Origin of the sequence: uncultured Bacteroides sp., from assembly GCF_910585845.1 — a bacterium.
Taxonomy (GTDB): Bacteria; Bacteroidota; Bacteroidia; order Bacteroidales; family Bacteroidaceae; genus Bacteroides.
The window spans coordinates 73,307-99,941 of the sequence record NZ_CAJUHF010000008.1 but is presented as its reverse complement, the minus strand read 5'-3'; the positions used below and the strand labels follow the sequence as shown (position 1 = coordinate 99,941).

At 46.8% G+C, this 26,635-nt stretch carries 20 protein-coding genes and 2 tRNA genes; 14 read left to right on the top strand and 8 right to left on the bottom strand.

The window, feature by feature from the left end; translation table 11 throughout:
* Nucleotides 1-80 precede the first annotated feature (80 nt).
* The 6 genes from QZ323_RS04180 to QZ323_RS04155 all read left to right on the top strand — a co-directional run bounded on the left by QZ323_RS04180 (nucleotide 81) and on the right by QZ323_RS04155 (nucleotide 4,331).
* Entirely contained in the window at nucleotides 81-1,313 is a 1,233-nt protein-coding gene (locus tag QZ323_RS04180; protein ID WP_294633058.1) for a Cof-type HAD-IIB family hydrolase, read from the top strand.
* Between the two features lie 31 nt (nucleotides 1,314-1,344).
* Complete coding sequence (locus QZ323_RS04175; protein ID WP_294633056.1) at nucleotides 1,345-2,151, top strand: RNA methyltransferase; 807 nt, start codon at nucleotides 1,345-1,347, stop codon at nucleotides 2,149-2,151.
* 16 nt (nucleotides 2,152-2,167) lie between these two features.
* Entirely contained in the window at nucleotides 2,168-2,692 is a 525-nt protein-coding gene (locus QZ323_RS04170; protein WP_294633055.1) for a GNAT family N-acetyltransferase, read from the top strand.
* A 132-nt stretch (nucleotides 2,693-2,824) separates the two neighbouring features.
* Nucleotides 2,825-2,912, top strand: a tRNA-Ser gene (locus QZ323_RS04165).
* A gap of 711 nt (nucleotides 2,913-3,623) precedes the next feature.
* The gene (locus QZ323_RS04160; RefSeq protein WP_294633053.1) at nucleotides 3,624-4,043 is read left to right on the top strand and encodes a hypothetical protein; all 420 of its coding nucleotides are present in this window, start codon (nucleotides 3,624-3,626) and stop codon (nucleotides 4,041-4,043) included.
* 132 nt (nucleotides 4,044-4,175) lie between these two features.
* Nucleotides 4,176-4,331, top strand: coding sequence for a transposase domain-containing protein (locus QZ323_RS04155; protein WP_294633051.1), 156 nt, complete (start codon nucleotides 4,176-4,178; stop codon nucleotides 4,329-4,331).
* Between the two features lie 139 nt (nucleotides 4,332-4,470).
* On the opposite strand, the gene QZ323_RS04150 is transcribed toward QZ323_RS04155, so the two are convergent.
* The gene (locus tag QZ323_RS04150) at nucleotides 4,471-5,193 is read right to left on the bottom strand and encodes a NigD-like protein (RefSeq protein WP_294633049.1); all 723 of its coding nucleotides are present in this window, start codon (nucleotides 5,191-5,193) and stop codon (nucleotides 4,471-4,473) included.
* Between the two features lie 177 nt (nucleotides 5,194-5,370).
* Here QZ323_RS04150 and QZ323_RS04145 point away from each other — a divergent pair, with 177 nt between their 5' ends.
* Both QZ323_RS04145 and QZ323_RS04140 read left to right on the top strand, forming a co-directional pair.
* Nucleotides 5,371-5,919, top strand: coding sequence for a sigma-70 family RNA polymerase sigma factor (locus tag QZ323_RS04145; protein ID WP_294633048.1), 549 nt, complete (start codon nucleotides 5,371-5,373; stop codon nucleotides 5,917-5,919).
* 12 nt (nucleotides 5,920-5,931) lie between these two features.
* Nucleotides 5,932-7,275 (top strand): outer membrane beta-barrel protein, encoded by a 1,344-nt coding sequence (locus tag QZ323_RS04140; RefSeq protein WP_294633046.1) that lies wholly within the window; start codon nucleotides 5,932-5,934, stop codon nucleotides 7,273-7,275.
* A gap of 197 nt (nucleotides 7,276-7,472) precedes the next feature.
* Here QZ323_RS04140 and QZ323_RS04135 read toward each other — a convergent pair whose 3' ends face one another.
* Nucleotides 7,473-7,769 carry a YtxH domain-containing protein gene (locus tag QZ323_RS04135; protein WP_294633044.1) on the bottom strand — a complete coding sequence of 99 codons (297 nt, stop codon included), beginning with the start codon at nucleotides 7,767-7,769 and terminating at the stop codon, nucleotides 7,473-7,475.
* Between the two features lie 30 nt (nucleotides 7,770-7,799).
* On the bottom strand, nucleotides 7,800-8,057 hold the full coding sequence (locus QZ323_RS04130) for a GlsB/YeaQ/YmgE family stress response membrane protein (RefSeq protein ID WP_294633043.1): 258 nt from the start codon (nucleotides 8,055-8,057) through the stop codon (nucleotides 7,800-7,802).
* Between the two features lie 794 nt (nucleotides 8,058-8,851).
* Between QZ323_RS04130 and QZ323_RS04125 the strand changes: the two genes are divergently transcribed.
* The 3 genes from QZ323_RS04125 to QZ323_RS04115 all read left to right on the top strand — a co-directional run bounded on the left by QZ323_RS04125 (nucleotide 8,852) and on the right by QZ323_RS04115 (nucleotide 12,028).
* Nucleotides 8,852-9,442 (top strand): sugar O-acetyltransferase, encoded by a 591-nt coding sequence (locus tag QZ323_RS04125; RefSeq protein ID WP_294633039.1) that lies wholly within the window; start codon nucleotides 8,852-8,854, stop codon nucleotides 9,440-9,442.
* Nucleotides 9,443-9,600: 158 nt separating this feature from the next.
* The gene (locus tag QZ323_RS04120; RefSeq protein ID WP_294633038.1) at nucleotides 9,601-11,583 is read left to right on the top strand and encodes a heavy metal translocating P-type ATPase; all 1,983 of its coding nucleotides are present in this window, start codon (nucleotides 9,601-9,603) and stop codon (nucleotides 11,581-11,583) included.
* A gap of 7 nt (nucleotides 11,584-11,590) precedes the next feature.
* Entirely contained in the window at nucleotides 11,591-12,028 is a 438-nt protein-coding gene (locus tag QZ323_RS04115; RefSeq protein WP_294633036.1) for a transcriptional repressor, read from the top strand.
* Between the two features lie 218 nt (nucleotides 12,029-12,246).
* Here QZ323_RS04115 and QZ323_RS04110 read toward each other — a convergent pair whose 3' ends face one another.
* On the bottom strand, nucleotides 12,247-13,887 hold the full coding sequence (locus QZ323_RS04110) for a DUF4080 domain-containing protein (protein ID WP_294633034.1): 1,641 nt from the start codon (nucleotides 13,885-13,887) through the stop codon (nucleotides 12,247-12,249).
* A 335-nt stretch (nucleotides 13,888-14,222) separates the two neighbouring features.
* Nucleotides 14,223-14,307, bottom strand: a tRNA-Ser gene (locus QZ323_RS04105).
* A gap of 679 nt (nucleotides 14,308-14,986) precedes the next feature.
* Between QZ323_RS04105 and pflB the strand changes: the two genes are divergently transcribed.
* Nucleotides 14,987-17,215 carry a formate C-acetyltransferase gene (pflB, locus tag QZ323_RS04100; protein WP_294633033.1) on the top strand — a complete coding sequence of 743 codons (2,229 nt, stop codon included), beginning with the start codon at nucleotides 14,987-14,989 and terminating at the stop codon, nucleotides 17,213-17,215.
* Between the two features lie 165 nt (nucleotides 17,216-17,380).
* A complete protein-coding gene (gene pflA / locus QZ323_RS04095) occupies nucleotides 17,381-18,139 on the top strand; it encodes a pyruvate formate-lyase-activating protein (protein ID WP_294633029.1) in 759 nt (252 codons plus the stop codon).
* Nucleotides 18,140-18,218: 79 nt separating this feature from the next.
* Here pflA and QZ323_RS04090 read toward each other — a convergent pair whose 3' ends face one another.
* Nucleotides 18,219-23,999: a DUF4011 domain-containing protein gene (locus QZ323_RS04090; RefSeq protein WP_294633028.1), complete on the bottom strand. Its 5,781-nt coding sequence runs from the start codon at nucleotides 23,997-23,999 to the stop codon at nucleotides 18,219-18,221.
* Nucleotides 24,000-24,231: 232 nt separating this feature from the next.
* Complete coding sequence (locus QZ323_RS04085; RefSeq protein WP_294633026.1) at nucleotides 24,232-24,963, bottom strand: class I SAM-dependent methyltransferase; 732 nt, start codon at nucleotides 24,961-24,963, stop codon at nucleotides 24,232-24,234.
* 184 nt (nucleotides 24,964-25,147) lie between these two features.
* On the opposite strand from QZ323_RS04085, the gene QZ323_RS04080 reads away from it, so the two are divergent.
* A complete protein-coding gene (locus QZ323_RS04080; RefSeq protein ID WP_294633025.1) occupies nucleotides 25,148-25,330 on the top strand; it encodes a hypothetical protein in 183 nt (60 codons plus the stop codon).
* A 73-nt stretch (nucleotides 25,331-25,403) separates the two neighbouring features.
* Here the strand turns inward: QZ323_RS04080 and QZ323_RS04075 are convergent, their stop codons facing one another.
* Nucleotides 25,404-26,525 (bottom strand): DUF4468 domain-containing protein, encoded by a 1,122-nt coding sequence (locus QZ323_RS04075; RefSeq protein ID WP_294633024.1) that lies wholly within the window; start codon nucleotides 26,523-26,525, stop codon nucleotides 25,404-25,406.
* Nucleotides 26,526-26,635 lie beyond the last annotated feature (110 nt).

Sequence of the window (26,635 nt, the reverse complement as noted above, 5' to 3'; positions counted from 1 at the left end):
ACTCAATTCTATCACTATATCTTTCCGCATTTCACTTTTTTGTAGTAACTTTGCTTTATAAACCTAAAAAACGGCAAGTCATGAAATACAAATTGTTGGTTCTTGATGTAGACGGAACCTTGCTTGATAGTGAGAATAATATCAGCAAACGCACTTTGACTGCTTTGCTGAAAGTACAGCAAATGGGAATACGTGTTGTGTTGGCCTCCGGCAGACCCACGTATGGACTTATGCCTATTGCGAAGGCTTTGGAACTGGGTAACTATGGTGGCTTTATCTTGTCCTACAATGGCGGACAGATTATAGATGCACGAAATGGAGAGTTACTGTTTGAACGCAGGATCAATCCCGAAATGTTGCCTTATCTTGAGAAGAAAGCACGTAAGAACGGATTTTCCATCTTTACCTATCATGAAGATACGCTGGTCACCGATTCTCCCGAAAATGAACATATACGCCGGGAAGCGCAACTGAACGGACTGAAAATTGTAGCAGAACCGGAGTTCTCTATAGCTGTGGACTTTGCTCCTTCTAAATGTATGATTGTCAGTGATGACGAAGAAGCATTGGTAGGGCTGGAAGAACACTGGCGAAAAAGGCTGAGCGGAGCGCTGGATGTCTTTCGTTCGGAACCCTACTTCTTGGAAGTAGTACCTTGTTCTATTGATAAGTCGCATACACTGGGAGCCTTGCTCGAAAAGTTAGGAGTCAGCTCAGAAGAAGTCATTGCTATTGGTGACGGGGTGTGTGATGTCTCCATGATACAGTCAGCCGGACTGGGCATCGCTATGGGAAATGCTCCTGATTCGGTGAAAGTTTGTGCCGATCGGACTACCGCTTCCAATGATGAAGACGGAGTGGCCGAGGCGGTAGAAAAAGCTATTCTTTCGGAGATGCGTCCAGCCGATGTTCCTTTGGAGCAATTGAATCAACGTGCACGCCATGCTCTGATGGGAAATCTGGGCATACAATATACTTATGCTTCCGAAGATAGGGTAGAGGCTACTATGCCCGTAGACGAACGTACCCGTCAGCCTTTCGGCATTTTGCACGGTGGAGCCAGTTTGGCGTTGGCGGAGACAGTTGCTGGCTTGGGCTCTATGTTGATTTGCAAACCGGATGAAATAGTGGTTGGTATGCAGGTCAGCGGAAATCATATCTCTTCGGCTCATGAGGGAGATACGGTGAGGGCCGTAGCAACGATTGTGCATAAAGGGCGTTCTTCGCATGTCTGGAATGTAGATGTATTTACTTCGACAGACAAATTGGTCTCTTCGGTACGTGTGGTCAACAGTATACTGAAAAAAGGATAGTCCGGTAGTCGAAATCTAATAGAAAACTTACATGCCTGTTATTGAAATATCATCTTTGGCGCACCCGGGAGTGGATGTGTTCTCCACGCTTACCGAAGCCCAGTTGCGTAATCGCCTTGAACCCGACAAGGGAATTTTCATCGTAGAAAGCCCGAAAGTAATCCGGGTAGCTTTGGATGCCGGATACGAGCCGTTGGCTTTATTGTGCGAACATAAGCATATCACTGGTGATGCTGCTGACATTATCAAGCGTTGTGGTGACATACCTTTATATACAGGAAGCAGAGAACTACTGACGACACTGACTGGATACGTTCTGACGCGTGGTGTGCTGTGTGCCATGCGTCGCCCTGTATGTCGCAGTATGGAAGAGGTGTGTCGGGATGCACGGCGCATAGTGGTTATTGATGGGGTAGTGGATACGACTAACATCGGTGCGATTTTCCGTTCGGCGGCAGCCTTGGGGATAGATGCGGTGTTGCTGACGCGCAATTCATGCGATCCGTTGAACCGTCGTGCGGTCAGGGTGTCCATGGGTTCAGTCTTCCTTGTCCCTTGGACTTGGATGGAGGGTACTATCGGCGATTTGGGCAAGTTGGGATTCCGTACGGCTGCTATGGCACTCGCGGACGATTCCATTCCGATTGATTCTCCTGCCTTGGCAATTGAATCCAAGTTGGCTATAGTGATGGGGACAGAGGGAGACGGACTGCCGCATGAGACGATTGCGGAGGCTGATTATGTGGTCCGTATTCCGATGGCTCATGGAGTCGATTCACTCAATGTGGCAGCAGCTGCGGCGGTTGCTTTCTGGCAACTTCGTGTTCCTGAAAAATAGAAAAAACGGATTAATCATGATTGATACAGAAAGGCTATTATTGCGGGAATGGGTCGAAGAAGACATTGTTCCTTTTGCAGCAATCAACCGGAGCGAGAAGGTGATGAAATACTTCCCGAAGCCTCTTTCCTACGAAGAGACTGTAGGATTCTATAACCGCATAACGCGCGAGTTTGCAGCGTGCGGATTCGGTTTGTATGCTGTGGAGCTGAAAAGTACAGGTGAATTTATCGGTTATACCGGTTTTCATCGGTTCGACTTTGAAGCTGACTTTTCTCCCGGGATAGAGATTGGATGGAGGCTTGATGACAGACATTGGAATCGAGGATATGCAACGGAGGCTGCACAAGCCTGTTTGGATTATGCCCGCAAGAGGGGAGGATTCGATCGGGTATACTCTTTTACTGCGGTATGCAATCGTCGGTCGGAACGTGTGATGCAGAAGATTGGCATGAAGCAAGTGGGGACGTTTTCTCATCCGGCATTGCCTGACGGGCATTGGCTTAGGGAACATGTTTTATACTGCATTGATTTTTTATAAAGAGCTATCCGGGAGTTATCGGTCGATACTCTCAACGTGACCGAAGTTGGGACTGATGACTCCCGGATAAAAATAAAATGCCCTGAAATTTTGTTATTTCGAAAACTTATCCTAACTTCGCGCCCCGAATGAGGAGAGATGCTCGAGTGGTTGAAGAGGCACGCCTGGAAAGCGTGTATACCCCCAAAGGGTATCCGGGGTTCGAATCCCCGTCTCTCCGCGCAATGAAAATAATGATTCACAGGTTTTACACCCGATTTTACATCCAATCATGTAAGATCGGGTGTTTTTCTGTCTACGAAACGGATAATTTCGGGTCAGTCCCCCCCCCATATCTTTAAATATTATTTAAAAGGTACGGGCAATGGAAGAAAAGGAGATATTACTCAAGACGATAGAGGCATTGAATACTACAGTAGCCTCCTTGTCCGCAACCCTTTCTCTTTCTTACTACATAACGAAATGCCATAATCTTGTCGTTTTTTAGAGCCTGTTTAAATTTTGTTCAGCCTTCTTTTGAGAGTTCTTTTTGAGGATGTTTTTCTGTTTTTATAAGGAGCATAGCGGGCTATGTGACGAATAAAAAGAGGAAAACAGACCGAAAAGAAACTCTAAAGAAGCTGAATAAAAAACTTTTTGAAGAAAATTTAAACAGGCTCTAAAATTAATAGAATAAAGTTTGTTTTTGTGTTTTAAGCTTAAGACATGGCAAATGTAAGGAGGTTCTCTCAACTAAAAAAATATTTTTGCGAAAAGCGTTCCACAAAAAGCTTAAATGATGATACTTTCCTTTGAACATTTTTTGTCCGTCCTGATGCATCGCTTTCAAAGTGCACAGAAAAGAGGAAGTGCTATTGTTTTTTATAAAAATATACGTACCTTTAGATAATAAAAAAAGAATTGTATCATTTTTTACTTAACCGTTTTTCCTATGAATGCCATTCACTTACTATTTGGCCCCGTTGGACCTGCGCTGAAGCTTATTTTTTCAATCGGATATATCCCCAATGAGAACGATTTCTTGGAGCTAACAGATGAGCAATATGCCGCATACCTCAAACAATACGGAGAAGTAACGAGCAAAATGTATATGTTTGCACCTAACGACCCTCACCACGCCTTAAACGAAGATTACAATGAAATCTCATGCATTGATGAATATGAATTGCAAGGATTCAAAGAAGCGGCAGCACTCATACAAAAGTATTGCGACAAATCCGGCCGCATCTTCCAAAACACGAAAGAGATACTTCAATACATGGCCTCAGCCTTGCCAGATGTCTTTAGCAAAGGAACACCTTATGAAAAGTATCACCATTTATCTATTTCTATTACGAACTCGAAGAATTAGTTCTATTTAAGTAGATTTTCCAAAGTTAAAAAAGTGACTCGTTACTTCTTTTAAAGTATTCTTTGTATTCATTCAATCACATTAGGCAGAAAGAACTATCTGTTCTGTGGCGATCATGAAGCTGCTGTCAGTGTGAGTGTCGTCTGTTCACTGCTGGCTACCTGCAAGGCACATGAAGTAAATCCGAGGAATTACCTGAATGAGGTTATTGCAAGGATGCCATATATGCAGAAAGCATCGTATGATGAACTGTTGCAACTGCTACCGCACCGATGGAAAAAGGAATGACTATTACTACCATATACTAGCAATGGCCATTGTTGTTAGCGTACTTTATCGGATGCTTACGGAAGAAAGTTTGCATAAAGAAAGGAGGATGTATTCGCTCAACGGAATGCATCCTCCTTTTCAATCAGTCAGTTTAGGTTTATTTCTTGTTATTCAGCTCTACGGTATATGTGCGTTTTCCGTCATAAATGCTGTTGACGAGCACTTTTAGACCTTTCTTCCCTTCCAACTGTTTTTCTATTCCTTCCAGTTTGAATGATACGATTCCCCAACCCGCTTTGCGTTGTTCGTCATGGTAGGCGTTGTGGCGGAATTCCAGGTTGAGATAACCGTCTTCCGTTTCAGGGGCTTCGGCAGTCTCATTAATAACCATGTTCAGCATGTGTCTTATCTGCGGATTCTCACTGTGGAAGAACTGATGCTCGATGTTCAGGTACTTTCCCGTAACCCAGAGTTCAGTAACATTGATGCGGTCATTACCAATGCTGTCGGCTGTTTCCTCGGTCAGGGGGATGATGTCCTTGGTCAATATGTTTTCGAGCTGTATCAATTTCACGTTATATTCATAACCCAGTTTGCTCTCTTTCAACGGGAGAAACTGGATGAAAACTCGTTGTCCATCTACCAATTCATAATCGTGAATGTTGGTTGTGTCACTGGGATACATTTTGCTGCCGTCATCCAGGCTAAAGCAATAATCCCTTCCGTCGATAATCTCCAGCGTACCGATTGTAAAAAGGGTATTTGCGTTGCTTCCGTTATATGGATAAGAATTGCTGTTGTCTTCTAAACAAGACTGCAACATAAACATTGCCAATGCCGTAAGAATAACCGTTGCTAAATAAAATTTTAACTTCTCCATCAATTGTACTCTTTTGGTGTTCGTCTTAAAATAGTCTATACGCTTAGAAAATACCATAGAATGAAGAATACTGCATAAACGAATGTTAAAGAAATAAAAGCGCTATTTTTTCTTTGCTCTGTGCAGTATTTCTATCTTTGCTGCATTTATTAAGATAAACACGTGTCAAGAGAAAGAATGGAAGAACAGGAACTGGCAGAAAGGTGCAGGCAAGGAGACAACCTTGCCAGAAAGGAACTGTACGAGTGCTATGCAGGACGTATGCTTAGCGTGTGCTTTCGCTACACGGGCGATCGTGAGACGGCAGAAGACTTGATGCACGACGGTTTCCTGAAGCTTTTCGATTCTTTTGATAAATTCACTTGGCGGGGAGTGGGCTCCTTGCGGGCTTGGATGGAACGTGTCATGGTGAATACGGCATTGCAATATTTGCGTAGGAATGATGTCATAAACCAGTCGGAGGCACTGGACAATGTGCCCGAAATCTATGAGGAGCCTGATGTTTCGGCGGTAGAGACCATTCCTCAGAAAGTACTGATGCAGTTTATTGGTGAATTGCCTGCCGGCTATCGCACCGTATTCAACTTATATATATTTGAAGAGAAATCTCATAAGGAGATTGCCCAATTATTGAACATCAATGAGAAGTCATCGGCTTCGCAACTGGTGCGCGCCAAAGTTGCTTTGGCAACGAAAGTGAAGAAGTGGATGCGGGACAATGCTTAAAGGAAAGGACGTATGATGAAAGACGAAGAATTGTGGTTGAAAAAGATAAAGGAACGGTTGGACGATTATTCCGAACCGTTGCCTGACGCTGGTTGGGAACGGTTGGAGAGAGCCTTGACGACTGTTCCGCCTATGTCGGTAAGAATGAAAAAGAAAGTTCAGTTCCGGCGTTGGGTGATGACGGCTGCGGCTGTAGGGCTGGTGGCTGTGTCGTCGCTTAGCCTGTGGTTGGTGTACAGTCCGATGGTGGATGAGGTGAACCGTTCTGTCGAGTCGGTTCTGACGATAAAGCCTGACGAACTGCCGGAACAGGCAAAGCCGTCTGTTCGGGGAGAGCAGCCGGAGCCTGTAATCAGAAGGATAGTGGAACGTGGACAGGCTGCAGGACGGCAACCGTTTGTAGCGCAACATTTGAGGGCGGAAGAAGCGAAAGTGAATGTACACGAAGATTTATCGGATGAGGCAGATGCTCGCATAGCAGATATAGATCAGGAAATGTCGGTATCGGACGAAACTGGAAAAGCGGATGAGGAAAATATGTTTTCCGAGAAAGCTCCACAAGAAACATCCTCAGCGCAGGAAAAGAGCAGTCGGAGAGTATATCGTCCTTCGGGAAAAGATAAATTGCATTTGCCAGCAGAGAATAAATCTTCTAAAAGAGGAAAAGGATGGGCAGTAGGATTGTCTGTAGGAAATGTGGGTGCCAATACTTTGCTGAGTGATGCAGAAAAGAATGGCATGCCGGGCTTTGCTCAGAGTTCTGCTCCATTATTTAGCGACAAGTTGAATATGTCAGACATTTCTAATGGCATAATGACCATTCCGGCAGAGCGTGAACTTGTATTTGCGGGCGGAGTGCCTTATCTGCAGGAGAATACACATCTGGTTCGGGATATTAAGCATAAGCAGCCTGTCAGTTTTGGAGTTTCCGTGAGAAAGATGTTGCCTAAGAATTTTTCTGTAGAAACCGGTGTGACTTATACCATGCTGGCATCGGAGATTACCTATGAAAGCGGTTCGGAGAAAATAACCCAAAAGTTGCATTACATGGGTATTCCGGTGCGTGCAAACTGGAATTTTGTCAATAATAAGAACTTTACGATGTATGTCTCTGCCGGTGGTACAGTGGAAAAATGCGTTTACGGCAAAGTGGGAAGTGAGAAAGAAACCGTAGATCCCTTGCAGCTTTCGGTAATGGGTGCGGTGGGTGCCCAATATAATGTAAGCAATAGAGTGGGTATTTATGTAGAGCCGGGTGTTTCTTATTTCTTCGATGACGGTTCTGCGATAGAAACGATACGTAAAGAGAGCCCGACTAACTTCACGTTGCAGGCAGGGATCCGTCTGACCTATTAAAGAAAGCGGCTGACCTATTGAAAGGAATACAGATTGAAAGAGAATCACCACAGATTGCCTTGACTGGCGCAGATGTAATATTCAACAGTTGATTTCCAATGGGAATGAAAGCTGAATATTCTGCGTAGTTCAATGTAATCTGTGGTGAATAAGGTTTTTAGCACAACTTTGTGCTTCTGTTTATTGGTTGCGATGGTTTATCTTTTTGCTTCCGTAGCAGCCGTATGGACTTTCCCTTTCAGGTCGTCTACTTTTTCTGCGATATCAAGAGTTACGTCTGCCATTTTTTCGGCAGCCTTATTGCTGGCATACAGGACTTTCTTTTTGGCATGTTCTGCAAACTCTTCGGTGCGGTCAGCAACTGTTGCCATAGCGTGATGAATTTTCTTTTTCAGTATTTTGGCTTTTGTAGTACGTGAAAAGCGGTGAGCAAATACTCCGACGACTGAACCTATAGCCAGTCCCAACAAAAGGTTTGATCTATTAGCTTCCATAATTAAAGTGGTTTTAGGTAAATAAAATAATTAAAAATCAGTTTTCTTAGGATGGCGGATAAAAGATATGATCCACAACAATAAGATTGCTCCGATGACTGAGGTGAACAGGCTTCCCAGAAGTCCAGTTGTGCTGACACCCAGCAGGTTGAATACCCAGCCTCCCAATACACCGCCGGTAATACCTACAAGTAGGTTGACGAGAACTCCGAAGCCGCCTCCTTTCATAATCTTGCCAGCTATGAGACCGGCAACGATTCCAATGATGATGTACCAAATAAAATACATAATATTAAGTTTTAGTTAAAGAATAATGTTAGCGGAACAAATGGTTTAAAGAATCAGGATAAACATCAGTTCCGTTTTTGAAATAAGAAACATGAGGGCGGAGAAAATGTTTTGTGCACAGAAAAGGATTTAACAACAATTGTCTTATCGAAGAGAGGTAGGGCAGAACTTATTTTATATATAAAGCAGTTATGGGAGTGAAAAAGAAGTTATTCGGGAGTTAGCAACCGATACTTTTGACTAAAGGGGGGTGAGACTCGTCACAAGATTGACATCGTTTTTTGGGGGGGATGATGAATCCGGCATCGATCTTTTGTCATAGATTTTTTTTGTATTCGGCGGCAAATAGGGTTGTTTCAGTTCTTTTGCAGATTACGTTTGGAAGGGGGGCAGGCTGTGAAGAGAGCCGACAGCAGTATGCAGGTTATGAAGAAAGTTGTTCTCATTGCGGGATTGCTGATAGAGTGAATCTTGGTTTATACTGGTTTAAAGTGCCAAAAGATACGATAATTTCCCTATATTTTCCTTTACCTTTGCCGTTATAATGTGGGAGCCTGTTGAAATATTCTTTAGGAGTTTTTTCGAGTACTTCTTTTGAGCTCTTTTTCAGTCTGCTTTCCTGTTTTTATGAGGAACATTGTGGGCTATGTAGCGAATAGAATCAGGAAAACATCCTCAAAAGTAATTCTAAAAAAGTTATGCTCCAATATGAAAAAGAAAAAGGTGTCTTGAACTGGACTAATATTGAATAAGATATAGACAGGTTCCTGTTATGATAAAAAACGAAATTGATTATGGAAACGGAAAAAGAGAAGGCAAGAGCCGGAAAACTGTATGACGCCAATAGCGATGCAGAACTTTTAGCAGAAAGAGATATCTGCAAAGAGAGGTGTTATGAACTGAACAACCTGCGTCCCTCGCAGAAGAAGGAACGGGAGGAGATCATCCGCTCGCTGTTTGGCAGGACGGGAAAATCTTTTCTGATAGAACAACCGTTCTATTGTGATTATGGTTATAATATAGAGATAGGAGAGAACTTCTATTCGAATGTGAACTGCGTCATTCTGGATGGGGCAAAGGTGACATTCGGCGATAATGTGTTTGTGGCGCCCAACTGTGGTTTCTATACTGCCGGTCATGCGATGGATGTGGAACAACGGGCACAGGGACTTGAATACGCTTATCCCATCAAAGTGGGAAGCAACGTGTGGATCGGTGCGCATGTGTGCGTGCTTCCGGGAGTGACAATAGGCGATAATACGATTATCGGAGCCGGAAGTGTGGTCAACAAAAGCATTCCTGCCAATGTGTTGGCTGTAGGGAACCCCTGTCGAGTGCTTCGCCGGATTACGGAGGCTGATAAAGAGAAGTATATGAAGCCGTAGCATTTGCAGTAGAGATGCGGATGGACCATGATATGCGTTGACAGACATGGCGTGTGTGGCTGGTTGGGGGGGGAGAGGATAGTTATGGTCCCTTCTTTTGCAACCGGGTTGCAAGAGGTTTTGCCTACTTTTGCAGCAGATAAAAAACAAGTAAACTTATGGAAACAAAATGTCGGTGCGGTTGTGCACATGTTCATACTGCTTCGCAGGAGAAGGAAAGGGTTCCGGTTACTCCTCAGGGCAAAGGGAAATTCCGTTGGGCTATGCTGAATAGGATATGGGCTCCGTTGTCGTCGTGTCTATTCCTTATTATGGGTGTTATCTTTCAGCAGCAGGAATGGGAATGGTTTGCCCGGCCGGCGATTCAGTTCGGATGGTTCCTGCTGGGTTTCCTGCCAGTGGGATTTCCGGTGATGCGTGAGGCAGTGGAAGGCATCATGCAGAGAGAGTGGTTCAATGAGTTTTCTCTGATGACATTGGCATCGGTTGGAGCGTTCTATATCGGAGAATATCCGGAAGCACTCGCCGTAATGTTACTCTATACGTTGGGAGAGATGCTTCAGGACAAGGCTGTGGGGAAGGCTACCCGTGATATCCGCAGACTGCTCGATGTACGTCCCGAACAGGTGGAGGTATATCAGGAAGGGGCGTTCCGGACGGTTTCTCCGCGCGAGGTCAAGGTGGGAGAGCTTATCGAAGTGAGATCCGGCGAACGCGTACCGCTGGACGGGACTTTGCAGAATCCGCATGCCGTCTTCGACACTTCCGCGCTGACCGGTGAGAGTATGCCCCGTCATATGCAGCAAGGCGATGACGTCCTTGCGGGCATGATTGCCGGCGGGCAGGCTGTGCGGCTGCTGGTGACAAAGCTTTACGAACAAAGCACGTTGGCACGCATCCTCAACCTGGTGCAGGATGCAACGGAACGGAAAGCGCCTGCCGAATTGTTTATCCGCCGTTTTGCCCGCGTCTATACGCCGGTAGTCATGATTCTTGCCCTGCTGATCGTGCTTCTGCCTGCGGTGGTATCTGTGGTGCATGCCGGTTTCGATTACGTATTTGAGGATTGGCTTTATCGGGGACTGGTGTTTCTTGTGATCTCTTGCCCATGTGCACTGGTCATCAGTATTCCGTTGGGATACTTCGGTGGCATAGGAGTGGCTTCCCGCATGGGGATCCTCTTCAAAGGGAGCAATTATCTGGATGCCATTACCCGCGTGAATACTGTCGTGTTCGATAAAACGGGCACGTTGACTACCGGAAGTTTTCAGGTGACGTCGATGCAGGCGTCCGGCATTCAGGAAGAAGAGCTGTTGCGCCTGCTTATATCTGTAGAGAAGAAGAGTACGCATCCGGTGGCTCAGGCCATTGTACGTTATGCCGCCGGACGAGGAGCGGAACCGGTGGAAGTGACGGCGCTGAGCGAGCAGGCAGGCTATGGGCTGGAGGCGGAAGTGGAGCAGCACAAACTCCTTGTGGGCAACATCCGCCTGCTGGGTGAGCGCGGTGTATCGGTGCCCGACGGACTGGCAAACAGTGTGTCGACAGTTGTAGCTTGTGCGGTGGACGGGTGTTATGCAGGCTGTCTGCTGCTTTCCGATACCCTGAAAGAGGATTCAAAGGATGCGGTTAAGGCACTGAAAGCTTTAAAAATAGATAATATCCAGATGCTTTCCGGCGACAAACAAGAGATTGTTGATACCTTTGCCGCGGAGTTAGGCATAGAGAAGGCATACGGCGACTTGTTGCCCGAGGGCAAGGCTGCCTATATGGAGCGACTCAATTCGATTCCGGATGCTTCCGTAGCCTTTGTAGGCGACGGCATGAACGATGCTCCCGTGCTTGCCCTCAGCGATGTGGGGATTGCAATGGGAGGTTTAGGATCAGATGCCGCCATTGAGAGTGCCGATGTGGTGATCCAGACCGACCAGCCGCTTCGTGTGGCAACGGCAATCTCCATCGGACGTGCCACAAGGAAAATTGTGATGCAAAACATCGTAGCGGCCATCGGCATGAAAGTATTGGTTCTGCTGGCAGGAACTTTGGGTTTCGCCACGCTTTGGGCGGCGGTGTTTGCCGATGTAGGAGTGGCGCTGCTGGTTGTGCTCAATTCTGTCCGCATATTAAACAAGAAATTCTGATAGAATTATGGAAGATGTATATCTGAACAAGCTGTCCTTACGGGATATTAAGCCTACGGCGATGAGGCTGCTGATTCTTCGCACCATGATGGAGATGAAGCGGGCAGTATCTATGACAGATCTGGAGGAGAAGCTCGATACCGTAGACAAATCCACCATTTTCCGCACCCTTTCCTTATTCCTTTCCCACCATCTCATACATGGCGTAGACGACGGAAGCGGCTCGTTGAAGTATGCTGTTTGCGAGGATTGCTGCATGTGCACAGTAGAAGACCAACACATGCACTTCTATTGCGAGCATTGCCACAACACCTATTGCATCCGGAGTGTGCATGCTCCTACGGTCGTATTGCCGGATGGATTCGTGCAGACAGGCATCAACTATGTCATCAAAGGCATCTGTGCCGATTGCGCCGCCCGCGAGAGAACAGATGCGAAAGAATAGGGAACGGTTCCCAGAGCGGTTTCTAAATATCGTCTATAGGACGGATGATTTTTTGTCCCACGAGACGGATAAATTTATCTCACGAGACGGATAATTTCATCTCGTGAGACGAATATTTTTGTCCCACGAGGCGAATAATTTCATCTCACGGGACGAATAAATTTATCTCATGAAGCGAATTAACTCCCGATAACTCTTTAACCTCCAACTTCCTCTCTTCAATTTTTAGCCTTGAACACCGGTTCCGCTTTCTGTATCTCCGATTCAAAACCGAACCAATATCCTCGGTTCTCCCCTTCGCCGGAGGGCAGGAAACAGAGCCGTAGGTTTTCGCGGTACTCTCCGTACAACACTTCCCACTGTTCGGGAGGCGTCTGCCTTTTGGTTCTGACCGTTTCTGCCGGCACTTTCTTCAGCGACATGCCCGCTTCTATCCAAGCTATGCTTGCTTCCAGTTGATATTCCGGATACTGCTGCTTGCAGAAATCATACAAGATAAGCCCTCGTTTCTCGAGGCTCATCGGCTGGTCTGCCCAACCCTTCTGAATCAGATGCTGCAAGAACTCATGCAGGAACATGTCATATTTCAGAATCAGTTTTCGGGTGATGTCCTGCCAGGCAGGAGCATTGTAGAACCCATCGAGCAAACGCGACAGTTGCCGTGCCGTTTGCAATTCGTCCACCGTGATTTGTCGGGTCTGCAATACTTCGTAGGGCGGAAACGGAGCGTACTGTATGCCCAGTTCTTCCGCCCTGCGGCGCATTTCCGTGCCGGGCAGCAGTTTTAGAGACTCCAATTGTATTTCTCCGGCTCCATATGCAGCCAGCACGCGGATGTCCTCGAAGATTTCGGAAAGCCGATAGAGTGGGAGTCCGGCAATGAGGTCGGCATGCGTCTCCATGTTGGGAAGGGCGCACAGGAACTTCAGTCCCTCCAGTGCATCCGCCAGCTTACCCATGCGCCTGCTTTGGACAAGCACAGGCTCGCGCAGGCTCTGTATGCCGGCTTCCAGATGCAGCAATCCTTGGGGCAGATGCTTCAATTCCTCTTTCAGCTCTTCGGAGAGCAAGGCGGGATGTATCTCTAAGTGGAAACGGATGTCGGGAGAAAATTCACGGAACAATTCCAGTAGCTCCTTTGCCCGGCGACTGCTGTAGTTGAAAGTACGGTCGAGCACACGCACGTTCTTTATTCCGTGACGGTGGATGATTTGCAACCTCTCGCGGATAACCTCAATAGGCAACGGGCGCACCGGTTTCTCTCCGCCGCTGACGCAGAAAGCACACGTGTTAAAGCAGCCCCGTGTGGTCTCCAGTTGTACGAAAGGCTTGCTCCAATTGAAGAAGCGGCTTTTCTCGGGAGGGACAAGGTGCTGGAAGTCGGACACCCGCGCGATACCATTGTCGACGTAACGACCATCGGCATCGAGGTAGCAGAGGCCGGGAATCTCCTTCCATCTCTCTTGCTCTCCGCGCAGCGCTATCCATTGCGGGAAAGCCTCTTCGCCTTCTCCCCTGAACACGCAGCAGACAAACGGGTTACGACGCAGAAAAGCCTCGTTGTCTCCTAAGAATTCCGGTCCGCCCAGCACGATGCAGCACGAGGGCAACAGAGCCTTCACCCTTGAGACGATATGTAGCAGTTGTTCATGATTGAACAACCAAACTGTGGCAGCAAGTACGTCGGGTTGTTGCCGATAGACTTCGCCTGCCACCATGCCTGCGTTTTCGTTGATGGTGGCGGAGACTACATGCCATTCGATGGCGGAGGCTTCGTCGGCCATCTGCGCATGTAGTGCGGGAAGTGCCAACGAAGAATGGGCGTATGAACTGTTCAGATCAAGCCAAAGGAGTTTCATCTTATTATATAGGATTGGTATTACAAAAAACGATGGCAAAGGTAATGAATGTATTTCTATTTATCCTCTTTCTGTGTGCTCAATCCTTCGTTGAGAGTTGAGTGGGGCATTTCGTGTATAACGCATCTCATCAAGAAGTGCTTTGGGGTTATAATGCTAAATATATTTTGGAATGAATAACCAAACTGCGATCATATGATAAGCAATATTTTAGAATATGGCAGGGGTTAAATGAATATAAAAGATAGGGGGAGTAAAAGGGGGAGTATCAGAAAAAGAAAAGTCCCTGAATTATTGAAATTCAAGGACTTACAAATTTTATTTTTCTGTTTTTGCGGAGAGACAGGGATTCGAACCCCGGGAACCTCGCAGTTCAACGGTTTTCAAGACCGCCGCAATCGACCACTCTGCCACCTCTCCAAAAATTCTTTTAGGGAGTGCTTCTCTCTTAAATCGGTGCAAAGATACGACTCTTTTTTGATAATACAAATGTTTTTAGAGAAAAACTTTAGAAACGAACACGCTTTTTTCATTTTTATTGGGGTTGAGGCGTGTAATACCCTCTATCCGGATTGCTGTGGAATGGGCGTAAATGGCATTATGTTCTATAATAAGTTTGCATTTCTTGTTCTAATGTCATGATGGCAGTTGCTTGTTTGTTCTCTAAATCCAGTACAGTTCACTTTGTAGTGTATGAAGCTGACGTTTATGGCGCTAAACCTTAACTTCGCATGTCTAAACCTTAGGTTTACCGAGAAGTCTATTGATATTAAGCCGATTGAATTCCAAATATCCAAATCCTTGTAGATGGTAGATAAAAATGGAAAATACTTTTAAAAATATACGCACGCGTGTGTATGAGAGTAGTAGGGGTATGCAAGAGCGTAATAGGGATATGCAAGAGAATAATGGGTATGTTCGGGAGAGTATGGGAATACGCGAGGGAGTATGAGAATAGGAAAAGAATAGGTTCCAAATCCTTAATTTATGCTGTTCAACATAAAAAATGCATGTATATGCCTGTAATTACGGAAATATTTCCGTAATTTTGCAGCCCGAAAGGATAACATTACATTTACCCACTAACAAAATGAATATTATGGAATTGAACAAAACCTTTATTGACGGGCTTTGGAGCAAAGAAATCAATGTCAGTGATTTCGTTAGTAAGAACATTACGCCTTATACGGGTGACGCATCTTTCCTGCAAGGACCTACCGAACGTACGAAGAAAGTCTGGGAAATTTGCCTGAAAGCACTCGAAGAAGAGAGATCCAATAACGGCGTCCGTTCCCTTGACCCACATACCGTATCTACCATTACTTCACATCAGGCTGGCTATATAGATAAGGAGAACGAACTTATCGTCGGCTTGCAGACAGACGAACTCTTGAAACGCGCCATTAAACCCTTTGGCGGTATCAATGTAGTGATGAAAGCTTGCCGTGAAAATGGAGTGGAAGTAGACGACAAGGTGAAAGATATCTTCACTCACTACCGGAAGACGCACAACGACGGCGTGTTCGATGTCTACACGGAAGAGATCCGCTCATTCCGTTCGTTAGGCTTCCTCACCGGATTGCCCGATAACTATGCACGCGGACGTATCATCGGTGACTACCGTCGTCTGGCACTCTATGGAATAGACCGCCTTATCGAAACGAAGAAGGAAGACCTGCGCGGCCTGACTGGTCCAATGACCGAAGAGCGTATCCGTCTGCGCGAAGAGGTGGCCGAACAAATCAAGGCACTAAAGGACATCAAGGTGATGGGCGAATATTATGGCCTTGACCTCAGCCGTCCGGCAACTTCTGCACAAGAGGCTGTGCAATGGGTGTACATGGCTTACCTGGCTGCCGTAAAAGAACAGGATGGTGCCGCCATGTCGCTGGGTAACGTTTCTTCGTTCCTCGATATCTTCATTGAATATGATCTGGCACACGGAAACATCGACGAGACGTTTGCACAGGAATTGATTGACCAGTTTGTCATCAAGCTCCGTATGGTGCGCCACTTGCGTATGCAGTCGTACAACGACATTTTTGCCGGCGACCCGACTTGGGTGACGGAAGCCATTGGCGGACGTTTCAACGATGGACGTGTGAAGGTGACCAAGACCTCTTTCCGTTTTCTGCAGACACTCTACAACCTCGGTCCTTCTCCCGAGCCGAACTTGACGATATTGTGGAGCCCCGAACTTCCGGAAGGCTTCAAGGATTTCTGTGCCAAAGTTTCGGTAGACACCAGCTCCATCCAATACGAGAACGACAACCTGATGCGCGAAGTGCGTAACTGCGACGATTACGGAATCGCCTGCTGCGTGTCCTATCAGGCTATCGGAAAGCAAATCCAGTTCTTCGGCGCACGTGCCAATCTGGCAAAGGCGTTGCTGCTTGCCATCAATGGCGGACGCTGCGAAAACACGGGTACGGTGATGGTGAAAGGCATCCCTGTGCTGACGAGCGATGTCCTGAACTTCGAAGAGGTGATGGCAAACTACAAGAAAGTGCTGACGGAAATTGCCCGTGTGTACAATGAGGCGATGAACATCATCCACTATATGCATGATAAGTATTACTACGAGAAAGCGCAGATGGCATTTGTAGACACTAACCCACGTATCAATCTGGCTTACGGTGTGGCAGGTCTTTCCATTGCTATCGATTCGCTGTCCGCCATCAAGAATGCAAAGGTTACGGCTCGCCGCAACGATATAGGTCTGACGGAAGGTTTCGACATTGAAGGTACATTCCCTTGCTTTGGAAACAATGACGACCGTGTAGACCATCTGGGTGTAGATCTGGTCTATTACTTCAGCGAAGAACTGAAGAAGCTCCCCGTTTACAAGAATGCCCGTCCGACCCTTTCGCTGCTGACCATTACTTCCAATGTGATGTATGGCAAGAAGACAGGTGCCACTCCCGACGGACGTGCCAAAGGTGTGGCTTTCGCTCCGGGTGCCAATCCGATGCACGGACGCGACAAGAACGGTGCGATTGCGTCACTGAGCTCTGTGGCCAAACTGCGTTACCGCGATTCGCAGGATGGTATCAGTAATACGTTCTCCATCGTTCCGAAGTCTCTCGGTCCGACGGCGGAAGACCGTGTCGAGAATCTGGTGACCATGATGGATGGCTACTTCACCAAAGGCGCGCATCATCTGAATGTGAATGTGCTGAACCGTGAGATGCTGGAAGATGCTATGGAACATCCGGAAAAGTATCCGCAACTCACCATTCGCGTTTCCGGTTATGCGGTGAACTTCGTGAAGTTGAGCCGTGAGCATCAGTTGGAAGTCATTAGCCGTTCGTTCCACGAACGTTTCTAAGTTGAAAATCTTTAATAAGGGTGTGTCATAATGCCCAAATTGAAAGATTCCCCCTGCCACAGCTATTTGTAGCAGGGGGATTTTCTCAAAAAAGAGTTTTGACACATCCCCATTTCAATGAATTAATCAGTTTATTATAGTCAAATCAACCAAAAACTCACTTCAATGAACTCTCCACTCTCCACTTTCCACTCTCCACTCATTAAGGTCCACTCTTACGAGTCGATGGGTACTTTCGATGGTCCCGGTTTGCGTCTCGTGGTCTTTCTGCAAGGTTGTCCTTTTCGTTGCCTGTATTGTGCCAATCCGGACACGATAGACACGAAAGGGGGTACGGCTACTCCGCCGGAAGAGATTCTGCAAATGGCAATCAGCCAAAAAGCCTTCTTCGGGAAGAAGGGAGGAATTACCTTCTCCGGTGGCGAACCGACATTGCAGGCAAAGGCACTTATCCCTTTGTTCAAAGAACTGAAAGCTAACGGTATTCATATCTGCTTGGATTCCAACGGAGGCGTGTGGAACGAGCAGGTAGAAGAACTGTTGGGACTGACAGACTTAGTCTTGCTGGATATCAAAGAGTTCAACCTCGAACGCCATAAATACCTGACCGGATGTACTAATCACCGGACTTTGCAGACTGCCGCCTGGCTGGAGGAGCATGGGCATCCCTTCTGGTTGCGCTACGTGCTGGTGCCGGGATACAGCGACTTTGAAGAGGACATCTGCAGCCTGGGCGAACATCTGGGTAGATATAACAGCGTAAAGCGTGTGGAGATACTTCCTTACCATCGGCTGGGTGTGCACAAATACGAAGCGATGGGATGGGAATACAAGTTGAAAGAAGTAAAAGAAAATACTCCCGAACAATTGGAACGTGCCGAGGCATTGTTCAAGCAATACTTTGACACGGTAATTGTGAATTGAATGGAGTGGAGTGAAGTGAAGTAAAGTAAAGTAAAGTAAAGTAACGAACGCAGAAGCGGAGGTTTCCTGCCGAACGGCCTCAATCGTTCAGGGAAACCATTCCATCTGCATACCTGCATACTCCTCTTTCTATTAGAGTCTGTATGGCTTTATCAGTTGCAATATCTATGTTTGCATTCCTTCTGTTGAAGCCGAGGAGTTGGGCAATTACTCGTTTCAGGTCTTCTATGGGCATGGATATTTGTTGTTCTATGGCATAATGGGTGGCACTGATAACCTCCATGATCGGTATATCCAAAATGTCACGTTTGGAGTCGGCACGGAAGAAGTCGTCGTCCTTTGCTTTCTCTTTATTCTCCCAGTAGATGGTTTGAGTTCCGGATTGCGGATCTTTATATGCATCCTGCAAGAGGCCGTCGATAAATGTTTGCAGGCGGGGTGTCACTCTGTTTATTCTCCATATTTGCACTATCCTTTTGTATAGCAACGTATTTGTTATGGGCTGTTCTATCAGTATGATCTGCTCAAGTTGTTTTTTTACCAGCTCAGGAGAGGCCAGGACTTCATCAATATCTGTAGCGAATTTGACTTCGCGCAGGTTGGCAAACACGTAATCTCTTTCGCGGATGTTGAGCAGTGGTACAATAGGTTCATGGGCTACGGTGAATGTTTTCAGCGGGGCGGCAGGTTGGGGCGCGAAAGGTTCCTTCCTTTTTTGGGCATCCTCCAGTTTGCTGATAATACGTTTCACGACATTCTCTTTGTGTTCGAACCAGTCGACCGACCATACACGCATGATGTTCCAACGAAGCATCTGCAAAACATGGGGCTGCACAACCTCGCGGTCTCTGGTGGTTTTGGTCTCGTAATAGTTCTTGCCGTCGCAAAGTATTCCCAGAATGTACGTATCCGGTTGCTCCGGATTGACGATAGCCAAGTCGACTTTAAAGCTCGAACGTCCTACCAGTGTATCTACTTTATAGCCGCGTTGCGTAAGCTCTTGCGCAATTAAGGTTATCAAGTCACTCTGTTTCTGATTCTGGAGTTGGACAGCGGGAATAGGGGAGGTGCCACGCTCGGCAAATTCCAAGAATCTTTTCAGTCCCTCCACGCCTTTCGACTTTGTACGCTTCAAGTCGATTTGTTCGGATCGCAGGGTGGAGAAGATGATCATTTCATAGCGCGCACGAGATACTGCCACGTTCAGGCGACGTTCTCCTCCCTGGTTGTTCAGAGGACCGAAATTCATGGATACATTGCCATGCTTGTCTGGACCGTAGCCGATAGAGAACAGGATGACGTCACGTTCGTCTCCTTGCACGTTCTCCAGGTTTTTGATAAAGATCGGTTCGCTGCTCTGAAAAGCTTTCTCTTCTAATGCGGGATATTTGTTCAGTTCCTCTATCAGGATGTCTTCTATCAGGTTTTGTTGTACTTGGCTGAAAGAGACTACGCCAATACTCTTTTCGGCAAGTTCCGGTGTTTGCAACCGATGCACGATTTCCTTTACGATGGCTTCAGCTTCAGCGCGGTTGCTGCGGGTGCGTCCCTTGTCGTACGTACCATCTACGTGAACCATGCGTACTTTGGAAACTCTGTCGTCTACGGAAGGGAAGGTGTACAACCTTCCGTCGTAATATTGCGAGTTGCTGAAAGCAATAAGGCTCTCGTGCTTGCTGCGGTAGTGCCAGGTCAGATGACGGGAAGGTAACGACAATGATATGCAGTCGTCTAGGATGCTTTCCATGTCATCAAATTCAGCTTCCTCTTCATCAACCTGCGAGGAGGAGAAGAAACTTGTGGGCGGCATTTGTTTCGGGTCGCCCACAACAACCAATGCCTTGCCGCGTGCGATTGCCCCTACAGCCTCACTGGTAGGCATCTGGGAGGCTTCATCGAAGATGACAAGGTCGAACTTCTCTCCATTCAAATCGATATATTGGGCTACGGATATCGGGCTCATCAGCATGCATGGGCATAGTTTGGGCAATAGCGTAGGGATTTGGTCTATGATTCTGCGGATGGATGTTCCGCGTCCTCCGTTGGTGATGTTTCTTTTCAGTATTCCCATCTCAGAGCTGGCGGCAGCTTCCATAGTCAGGGTGGGGATCTTGGATGCCAACCTTCCATATAGTTCTTTTTTGCTTAACTCTTGGAATTCGATGTTCAGCGATTTATATTTGGCAATCACCTCCTCGAACAGCAGACCGTTGAAAAGCCGCAAGGTTTCGTCAGCATTGACGGCTTTGACAGCCAACTGATGATAGATCCCTTTGCTGTAGGCCTTGGCGGCTTCGGCTCCCGTCTTGTGATTGTTGGTGATGTAACTGATCACTGTCGGGTGTTCTTTCTCCAGTTCTCTTTTGCGTAGGCACCATTGTTCCCAATCCCTTATCCGGTTGAAGTGTGTCAGCCATGTGTGGAAAAGGTCAGGCAGTTCCGTCTCCAGGTTATTGTCGGGCAATTGCATGCTGCATATCGCATTCATGCGGACAAGTTCCTCATTCAGTTCCTGAATGGTATCGGCTATCTGTCGGAAGCTCTTTTCATTCGTTTGTTTGAAGGCATTCCAGTCGATATCAATCCGGTTTGAAATATGGTTAAGGATATTGCTAAACGGTTGTCCGGTTAGTTCGGCATACTCCACTACAACTTGGTAAATTAGGGGAAGTTTTTTCAATGTGCAGTCAATGTCATCCCATTTTTCCTTGTTCTTCCTTCCTAAGAAGCCGAAGCAGGTCGATAATTCGGCAGACTGTTCCAGAACAATCTTCTTGTGCTTGTCATAGAGGTTAAGTTCAGTTAAGAGTTTGGGCACCTGTTGCTCCTGCAGGCTTGCATTGTACAACCTTAACTTATTGAGATAAGCCCTTTTGGCGAAGAATTTGGGCAGAAACCACTTCATTCCGATAGCATTCCATTCTTGCTGAAGAGCGAATGCATTCTCTTCGAACAATTGGGGTGCATACTCTTTACCCAATTCCGTTCGTATCCGATCCCGTTCGCGTCCGGACCGGACAATCTCTTTCCACTCTTCGATGAGGGTGTCGTTTCCGCCTGTCTCCAGCAGTGTCTTGTTCAGATAGGGCAGCGAGGCGAGCAGGTCGCAGATCCTGTTTATCCAGCTGATCCCCTCCCAGGTGTCCGGAATGGAAATTGCGAGGCTGTCGGTGAGATGTTTCTTGTAGGACATAACTTGGGCGAACAACTGATTGATATGTTCAATACCATCCTTTATTCTTTGACAGTTCTCGAGGGAGGCATTGTACGGTTCCAATCCCTTTAGCGGATGCTCTTGCGGATGTCCTGTGATCTGGAAGACCGTATCCAGTTCTTGTATCTTCTCGCAAAGGAGCTTGATTTTATCTTTTGTGATGTTGTCCAATAGAGACAAGTCGAAGGAAAGTTCATCTCCTTGTATCGAGAGATAGTTGGTTATGCAGTCGTACAGAGACAGGCCGGAGGCATGGGGCTGATGCAGGGCTTCCATGTAGCCGATCAGTTGTTTTCTGCGTTCGAACAACTGGGCGGAGGTTTTCTTAAACTCTGCCGGCGACTGGATATGAATTGCCTTTATGGCTTTCTGGAGCTGGGCGAGGAAGTGGGATTTGGTGACTTTGTTGGAGTGCAGTTCCAAACAGAACGGATCCAAACCGATCTTGGTCAGACGGTCTTGCACAACGGAAAGCGCCGCCATCTTTTCAGCAACGAACAGCACCCTTTTTCCCTTGTACAATGCATTGGCTATCATGTTGGTGATGGTCTGCGATTTTCCGGTTCCTGGAGGCCCATGTAATATAAAACTCTTCCCTTCACCAGATTCGATTACGGCTTCCAGCTGCGAAGAGTCTACATCGATGGGAATGGAAAAGTCGTCGGGCGCACAAGTCTTGTCTATCTCTCGGGCATCCACTTCCGGCACGTTGTCCTGCCATTGGATGCGGTTTTCCATCAGGCTGGCTATGATGGCATTCTCTTTCAACTTTTCCGCATTGCTGTGGATGTCGTTCCACATGACGAACTTGTTGAACGAGAACAGTCCCAGCATTGACTCTTCCACTACGTCCCAACCCTTCATGTCGCGGATGCAAACACGGATGGCTGCAAAAATTTTCTTTACGTCTGCACCGTTGTTGTCTTTTGGCAACGGCATCAGTCCGGAGAGGTTGATATTGAACTGCTGTTTCAGCAATTCAACCAGTGTGATGTTCAGTATGATTTCTTCGTCTCTTGTACGGATGGTGTACCTATTAGTACCGCCGCGCCGTATGATGTCTACCGGCAGTAGCAGTATGGGGGCAAAACGGGGTTTTACGCTTTTGGTAGATTCGTACCATTTCAGGATGCCTAAGACCAGGAACAAAGAATTGGCTCCATTCTCTTCGATGGCAGTTCGCGAGGCACGATAGATGAATTTCAGAGAGTTTTGCAATTCGCTTTCCGTCAGGTAAGAACGGAGCCTTTTATTTTCGAGTTCGCTGATTACTAACTCTTTCAGGTCTTCTTTCCATCGTGACGAGTCGTACATCTCGTTTGCATTAGGCTCTATTTTTACTTTGATGGGATTGGGGAGTATCTGATAATTCTCTCCGGCCTGTAGGTGATCTTCCAGATTATCTATCTTGTGGGAGATGAAAGGGATGACCCTTTTGCCGAGTCTGATATTGATCAGGTTGTTGCGTAGGGAGAAGTCCAGTAGTTTTCTTTCCCAAATCATCTGCTTGGTAATTTTCTCTTTGCAGTTGTCCAGCTTTATCTCATATCGGTCCAGCTGGTTGACTTCGGTGGTGGCATTTTTGTGTTCAATACCGGTGTTTTCTATTTGCCATTCGCCGTTGCACTTTATGCGTTGGGGCAATGGGCGTATTCCTTCAAGCCGGCATCGGTGTACATCGATGAACAGGTCGAAATTTCTCTCTCTTTTCAACTCTTTTTGTGCTGTATCCACGGCTTCTTCGAAAGTGACATTCTCCGAAGAGGTAAGGGTAGTGGTTTCTACCAATACAATGTCGTTGATGCCGTTTGTGCTTCCTTTCAGCAGAAAAGAGGCATCATCTCCCACGGTCTGATGGTAGAGATCTTCCGTGAGCCATGCCCCTATCAGAATGTGTCCTTTTAACAGAACCAGCAGTGGACGTATACCTATGGCTTCCAGGCAGGAGGCATAGAGTAAAGTCAGGTCGATGCAGGTGCCCAGTTTACTGGTGAGTACATTGTCGACTAGACGGATGCGCTGCCCGATCACTTCAAAACTGGCGGGAATGGTGGAATATACCAGCGATTCGGAGCGGAGTGCTTCATAGACGGCTGCTACTTGGGCACGTACGCGGTTAGGGTCTTGGGTCTGATATTCGTCTAAGGATGAATTGCCGGTCCACTTCTCCAGAAATTGGGATGCTTTTATGCTGATTCTTGAAAGTAGGGGATGATTGGGAGTGACAAAAGCAGCCAGCAGTGCAGGCATGATGCTGATGCCCGCCCATTGGTCGTAAGCCATCAGTTTAATGGGAAATTCCTGTTGGTAGACCCTTTCATCGGAGATGGTGACAGTCAGGGTGAAATGTGTATCGATGCCTTCGGTCAGCTCAATCAGTTTAGTATTTTCGGGTGATATTTCCAGGTTGCTGATCTGGACATGCTTGCCCTGAGGAATCAGGTCCAGATTACTTTCCGAATGCTTGATCAACTCGCCGTCTATGGCGACTTTAACATGTTCCCAGTCGGCAGTGTCACTATTTGAAAGTTCGCAGAAGCTGCATGACAACACATGGTTGTGAATCATTGCATAGTTGATGCATGGAAGGTAGTCCAGACGGACATTTCCGTTGAAGGTGCCGGCGATGGCATTGTTATTTCCCATTATTGTTATAGAATTTGACTGATAAAAGGGGTAATCCTATATTTTCATTCCCGGTTCCAAAGATACGGATATATTGGGAATAAATCATCTTTTATTCTAATTTTAATGGTATGTTTATGATATATTTAGTTCAAGGTAGGTTGTTTTTCTTGTTTATCGTTCTTATTTTTGTGTTGTTCGTAGCTTCATGTCCTCTTTTTTTGCTGATAGAAATCTTATGTCTAAGCAGGTCTTACTTCAGGGTCAGCTTGGCCAAATAGTCGTAGTGCTTTCCTTCTTTGATTAGTTCTGCCCGAAAACCGCTCTCGGCAGCGTAGAGGTTGAGGGTCTGGTAGTCGATGTAAAGCCAGTCGAACTCCTCTCCGCAGATGTTTTTATACTGCATACGGAAGTCTACTTCTCCGTAATAGTTGTCTGCCAGATTGATGGAAAAACTGCCGTCCTCTTCTTCGAACAGGTAGCGCAGGTCGCTGGAGTCCATAAGAATGCACCCATCGGGATGGAGCAATTGCTTCATCCGCCTGAAGAAAGCGGGCAGGTTCTCCAGTTTTCCGATGATACCCGAACCGTTCATCAGCATCAGTATGGTGTCGTAATTTCCTTGGAAATGCTCGTCGAACAAGTTGGCAAGGATGGCGTGCCGCACGCCACGTTTCCGCATTACATCCACTGAAAGCGGCGAGATGTCGATGGCATGCACCTCTTTCCCTGTCTCTTGCAAGGCGAGGCTGTGGCAACCGCTTCCGGCACCTACATCCAGAATCTTTCCTGTGGCCAGTTGCAAGGCGTTGCGTTCCAGTGCGGGCATCTGTTTTTCTGTGCGGAACAACTCTTTCACAGGTATCTCATCTTCATCAAATAGCGAAGAGAAGACACGTAATCGGTCGGCCTTCTGTCGGTTGAAGTAATCGGCTATGGCACTTCCCATAGGGTCCTTGTCGGCGGGAATCAGGGCTGTATTCATACTGTTCACTCTTTTTGAAATTGCTGCAAAGATAGGAAAAATGTCTTCTATGAGCAGAAAAAAAACTATCTTTGTGCCGGTTATACGGGCTTTCCTCCGGCACCGGACCGGTTCGAAAGGATCAGATTTGAGATATTGGAAGGGAGGAATGGACAGACACTAATTCTAAAAAGATGCCTGAAATATGAGTATAGAAGATGCAATGATGGGTGGCATCGTCTTTAAAGGAAAAAAAGACGCACCCAAGGAGAACGGAAAAGTGAAGACTAAAGCGAAGAAGAAGTCGTATATAACCGGAACACACGGTTCGGGTGCTGCCAAAATGAAGGCAGATATACGTAGAAAAAGAGCGAACCGCCACAAGTGAGATGTGGCGGTTCGCTTGTTAATAAGGGCTTTTCTGTTTTTATTTCTATCTTATTTAATGAGTGCTTTCAGGCTTATTTAATGAATGCTTTCAGAATTTCGCCTACGTACATGCGAGGCTGACCTTCCATTGGGGCTTGCGAAGGCATCTTCTTGCACTCCAGAATAACCGAAGGCTCGGTCTGGTTGGCAGGATAGAAACGTACGGTGTATGTTTCAGCCTTCTCCATCATCTCGAACGGCTGATCGGGAGAGAGGAAGCTGAAGATGACGGGCTTACCTGATGATTTGCCCAACGAACCGCCGGCATTGGCCGTCATCATAGTCATGTTGAATGCATCTGAACCGATCACCAGCACCAGTCTGCCTGCGCCCATTTGTATGGCATTGGCAGGCACTTGTTCGGGGGCTATTTCCCTGTAGTTTGCTGCTGCGTTCGTAGTGGCAGGAGTGAGTGGAGTAGCCGGAATCACGGTCGATGCCTGTGCAGGTGTCTTTGTCTCCACCATATTCTTTGTTTCTACCATATTCTTTGGGGTGATGACTATCGGGCCGTTGTTGATAGGTTTACTCTCTTCTTTGGGTTGGACTGTCTCAGCTGGCTGTTTGACGGTCGATTCACTGAGTGCTCCTACTGCGCCCAAGGCGAGGTCGTCCACGAAGTCGACCGTCTTTCTACGCCATTTGGCAAGACCGCGCACCAGTTTGGTTTGTGTCTTGTTCAGTGCATACTTGTCTATGATCCATTCCTCTGCCTTGTATCTTTCTTTTCCTTCGCGATAGTTGTAGTGAATTTTTTCTACTTCCATGATGCACTTTTCCGGTTCGCAAACCACGGAAAGCTGGTAGAGAATTTTGGTTCGGTCCAGTGAAAGCGCGCTCGAACTGAACACGATCCACTCTTCGCCGGAGCCAATGATCTGTCCTTTTTCGGGATTGTCGTAGACCACACGGCTATTGTTCTCATTCTTTTTCAGACGGGCATCCATCCATTCTTTCATGCGTCGGAAGACTTCGTCCTGCGTCATGCCAGGGATGCTGAATTCTTTGATGAATACGACTTTTCCGTCTACTTCGGGTACTGCACCCGCCAGATACCTACTGTCATCGTCTTGCTCTTGATCCGGAGTGGCAAGCAGGGTAGCCGGCAGGCAGACGGTCAACAGTGCTAAAAGAAATGTTGTCAAATTTTTCATGATAGATATGTTTTATATAGTTATATTCTTATATCTTTGATATCTTTATATCTTTAATAATACTCCATCTAATAATCGTTGATGATTGCCATTCCGTCTGCTTTGGTCGC

Excerpts from the sequence above, each read along its gene's own strand:
- QZ323_RS04180 (WP_294633058.1), top strand. The coding sequence starts at position 81 with ATGAAATACAAATTGTTGGTTCTTGATGTAGACGGAACCTTGCTTGAT.
- QZ323_RS04175 (WP_294633056.1), top strand. The coding sequence starts at position 1,345 with ATGCCTGTTATTGAAATATCATCTTTGGCGCACCCGGGAGTGGATGTG.
- QZ323_RS04170 (WP_294633055.1), top strand. The coding sequence starts at position 2,168 with ATGATTGATACAGAAAGGCTATTATTGCGGGAATGGGTCGAAGAAGAC.
- QZ323_RS04160 (WP_294633053.1), top strand. The coding sequence starts at position 3,624 with ATGAATGCCATTCACTTACTATTTGGCCCCGTTGGACCTGCGCTGAAG.
- QZ323_RS04150 (WP_294633049.1), bottom strand. The coding sequence starts at position 5,193 with ATGGAGAAGTTAAAATTTTATTTAGCAACGGTTATTCTTACGGCATTG.
- QZ323_RS04145 (WP_294633048.1), top strand. The coding sequence starts at position 5,371 with ATGGAAGAACAGGAACTGGCAGAAAGGTGCAGGCAAGGAGACAACCTT.
- QZ323_RS04140 (WP_294633046.1), top strand. The coding sequence starts at position 5,932 with ATGATGAAAGACGAAGAATTGTGGTTGAAAAAGATAAAGGAACGGTTG.
- QZ323_RS04135 (WP_294633044.1), bottom strand. The coding sequence starts at position 7,769 with ATGGAAGCTAATAGATCAAACCTTTTGTTGGGACTGGCTATAGGTTCA.
- QZ323_RS04130 (WP_294633043.1), bottom strand. The coding sequence starts at position 8,057 with ATGTATTTTATTTGGTACATCATCATTGGAATCGTTGCCGGTCTCATA.
- QZ323_RS04125 (WP_294633039.1), top strand. The coding sequence starts at position 8,852 with ATGGAAACGGAAAAAGAGAAGGCAAGAGCCGGAAAACTGTATGACGCC.
- QZ323_RS04120 (WP_294633038.1), top strand. The coding sequence starts at position 9,601 with ATGGAAACAAAATGTCGGTGCGGTTGTGCACATGTTCATACTGCTTCG.
- QZ323_RS04115 (WP_294633036.1), top strand. The coding sequence starts at position 11,591 with ATGGAAGATGTATATCTGAACAAGCTGTCCTTACGGGATATTAAGCCT.
- QZ323_RS04110 (WP_294633034.1), bottom strand. The coding sequence starts at position 13,887 with ATGAAACTCCTTTGGCTTGATCTGAACAGTTCATACGCCCATTCTTCG.
- pflB (WP_294633033.1), top strand. The coding sequence starts at position 14,987 with ATGGAATTGAACAAAACCTTTATTGACGGGCTTTGGAGCAAAGAAATC.
- pflA (WP_294633029.1), top strand. The coding sequence starts at position 17,381 with ATGAACTCTCCACTCTCCACTTTCCACTCTCCACTCATTAAGGTCCAC.
- QZ323_RS04090 (WP_294633028.1), bottom strand. The coding sequence starts at position 23,999 with ATGGGAAATAACAATGCCATCGCCGGCACCTTCAACGGAAATGTCCGT.
- QZ323_RS04085 (WP_294633026.1), bottom strand. The coding sequence starts at position 24,963 with ATGAATACAGCCCTGATTCCCGCCGACAAGGACCCTATGGGAAGTGCC.
- QZ323_RS04080 (WP_294633025.1), top strand. The coding sequence starts at position 25,148 with ATGAGTATAGAAGATGCAATGATGGGTGGCATCGTCTTTAAAGGAAAA.
- QZ323_RS04075 (WP_294633024.1), bottom strand. The coding sequence starts at position 26,525 with ATGAAAAATTTGACAACATTTCTTTTAGCACTGTTGACCGTCTGCCTG.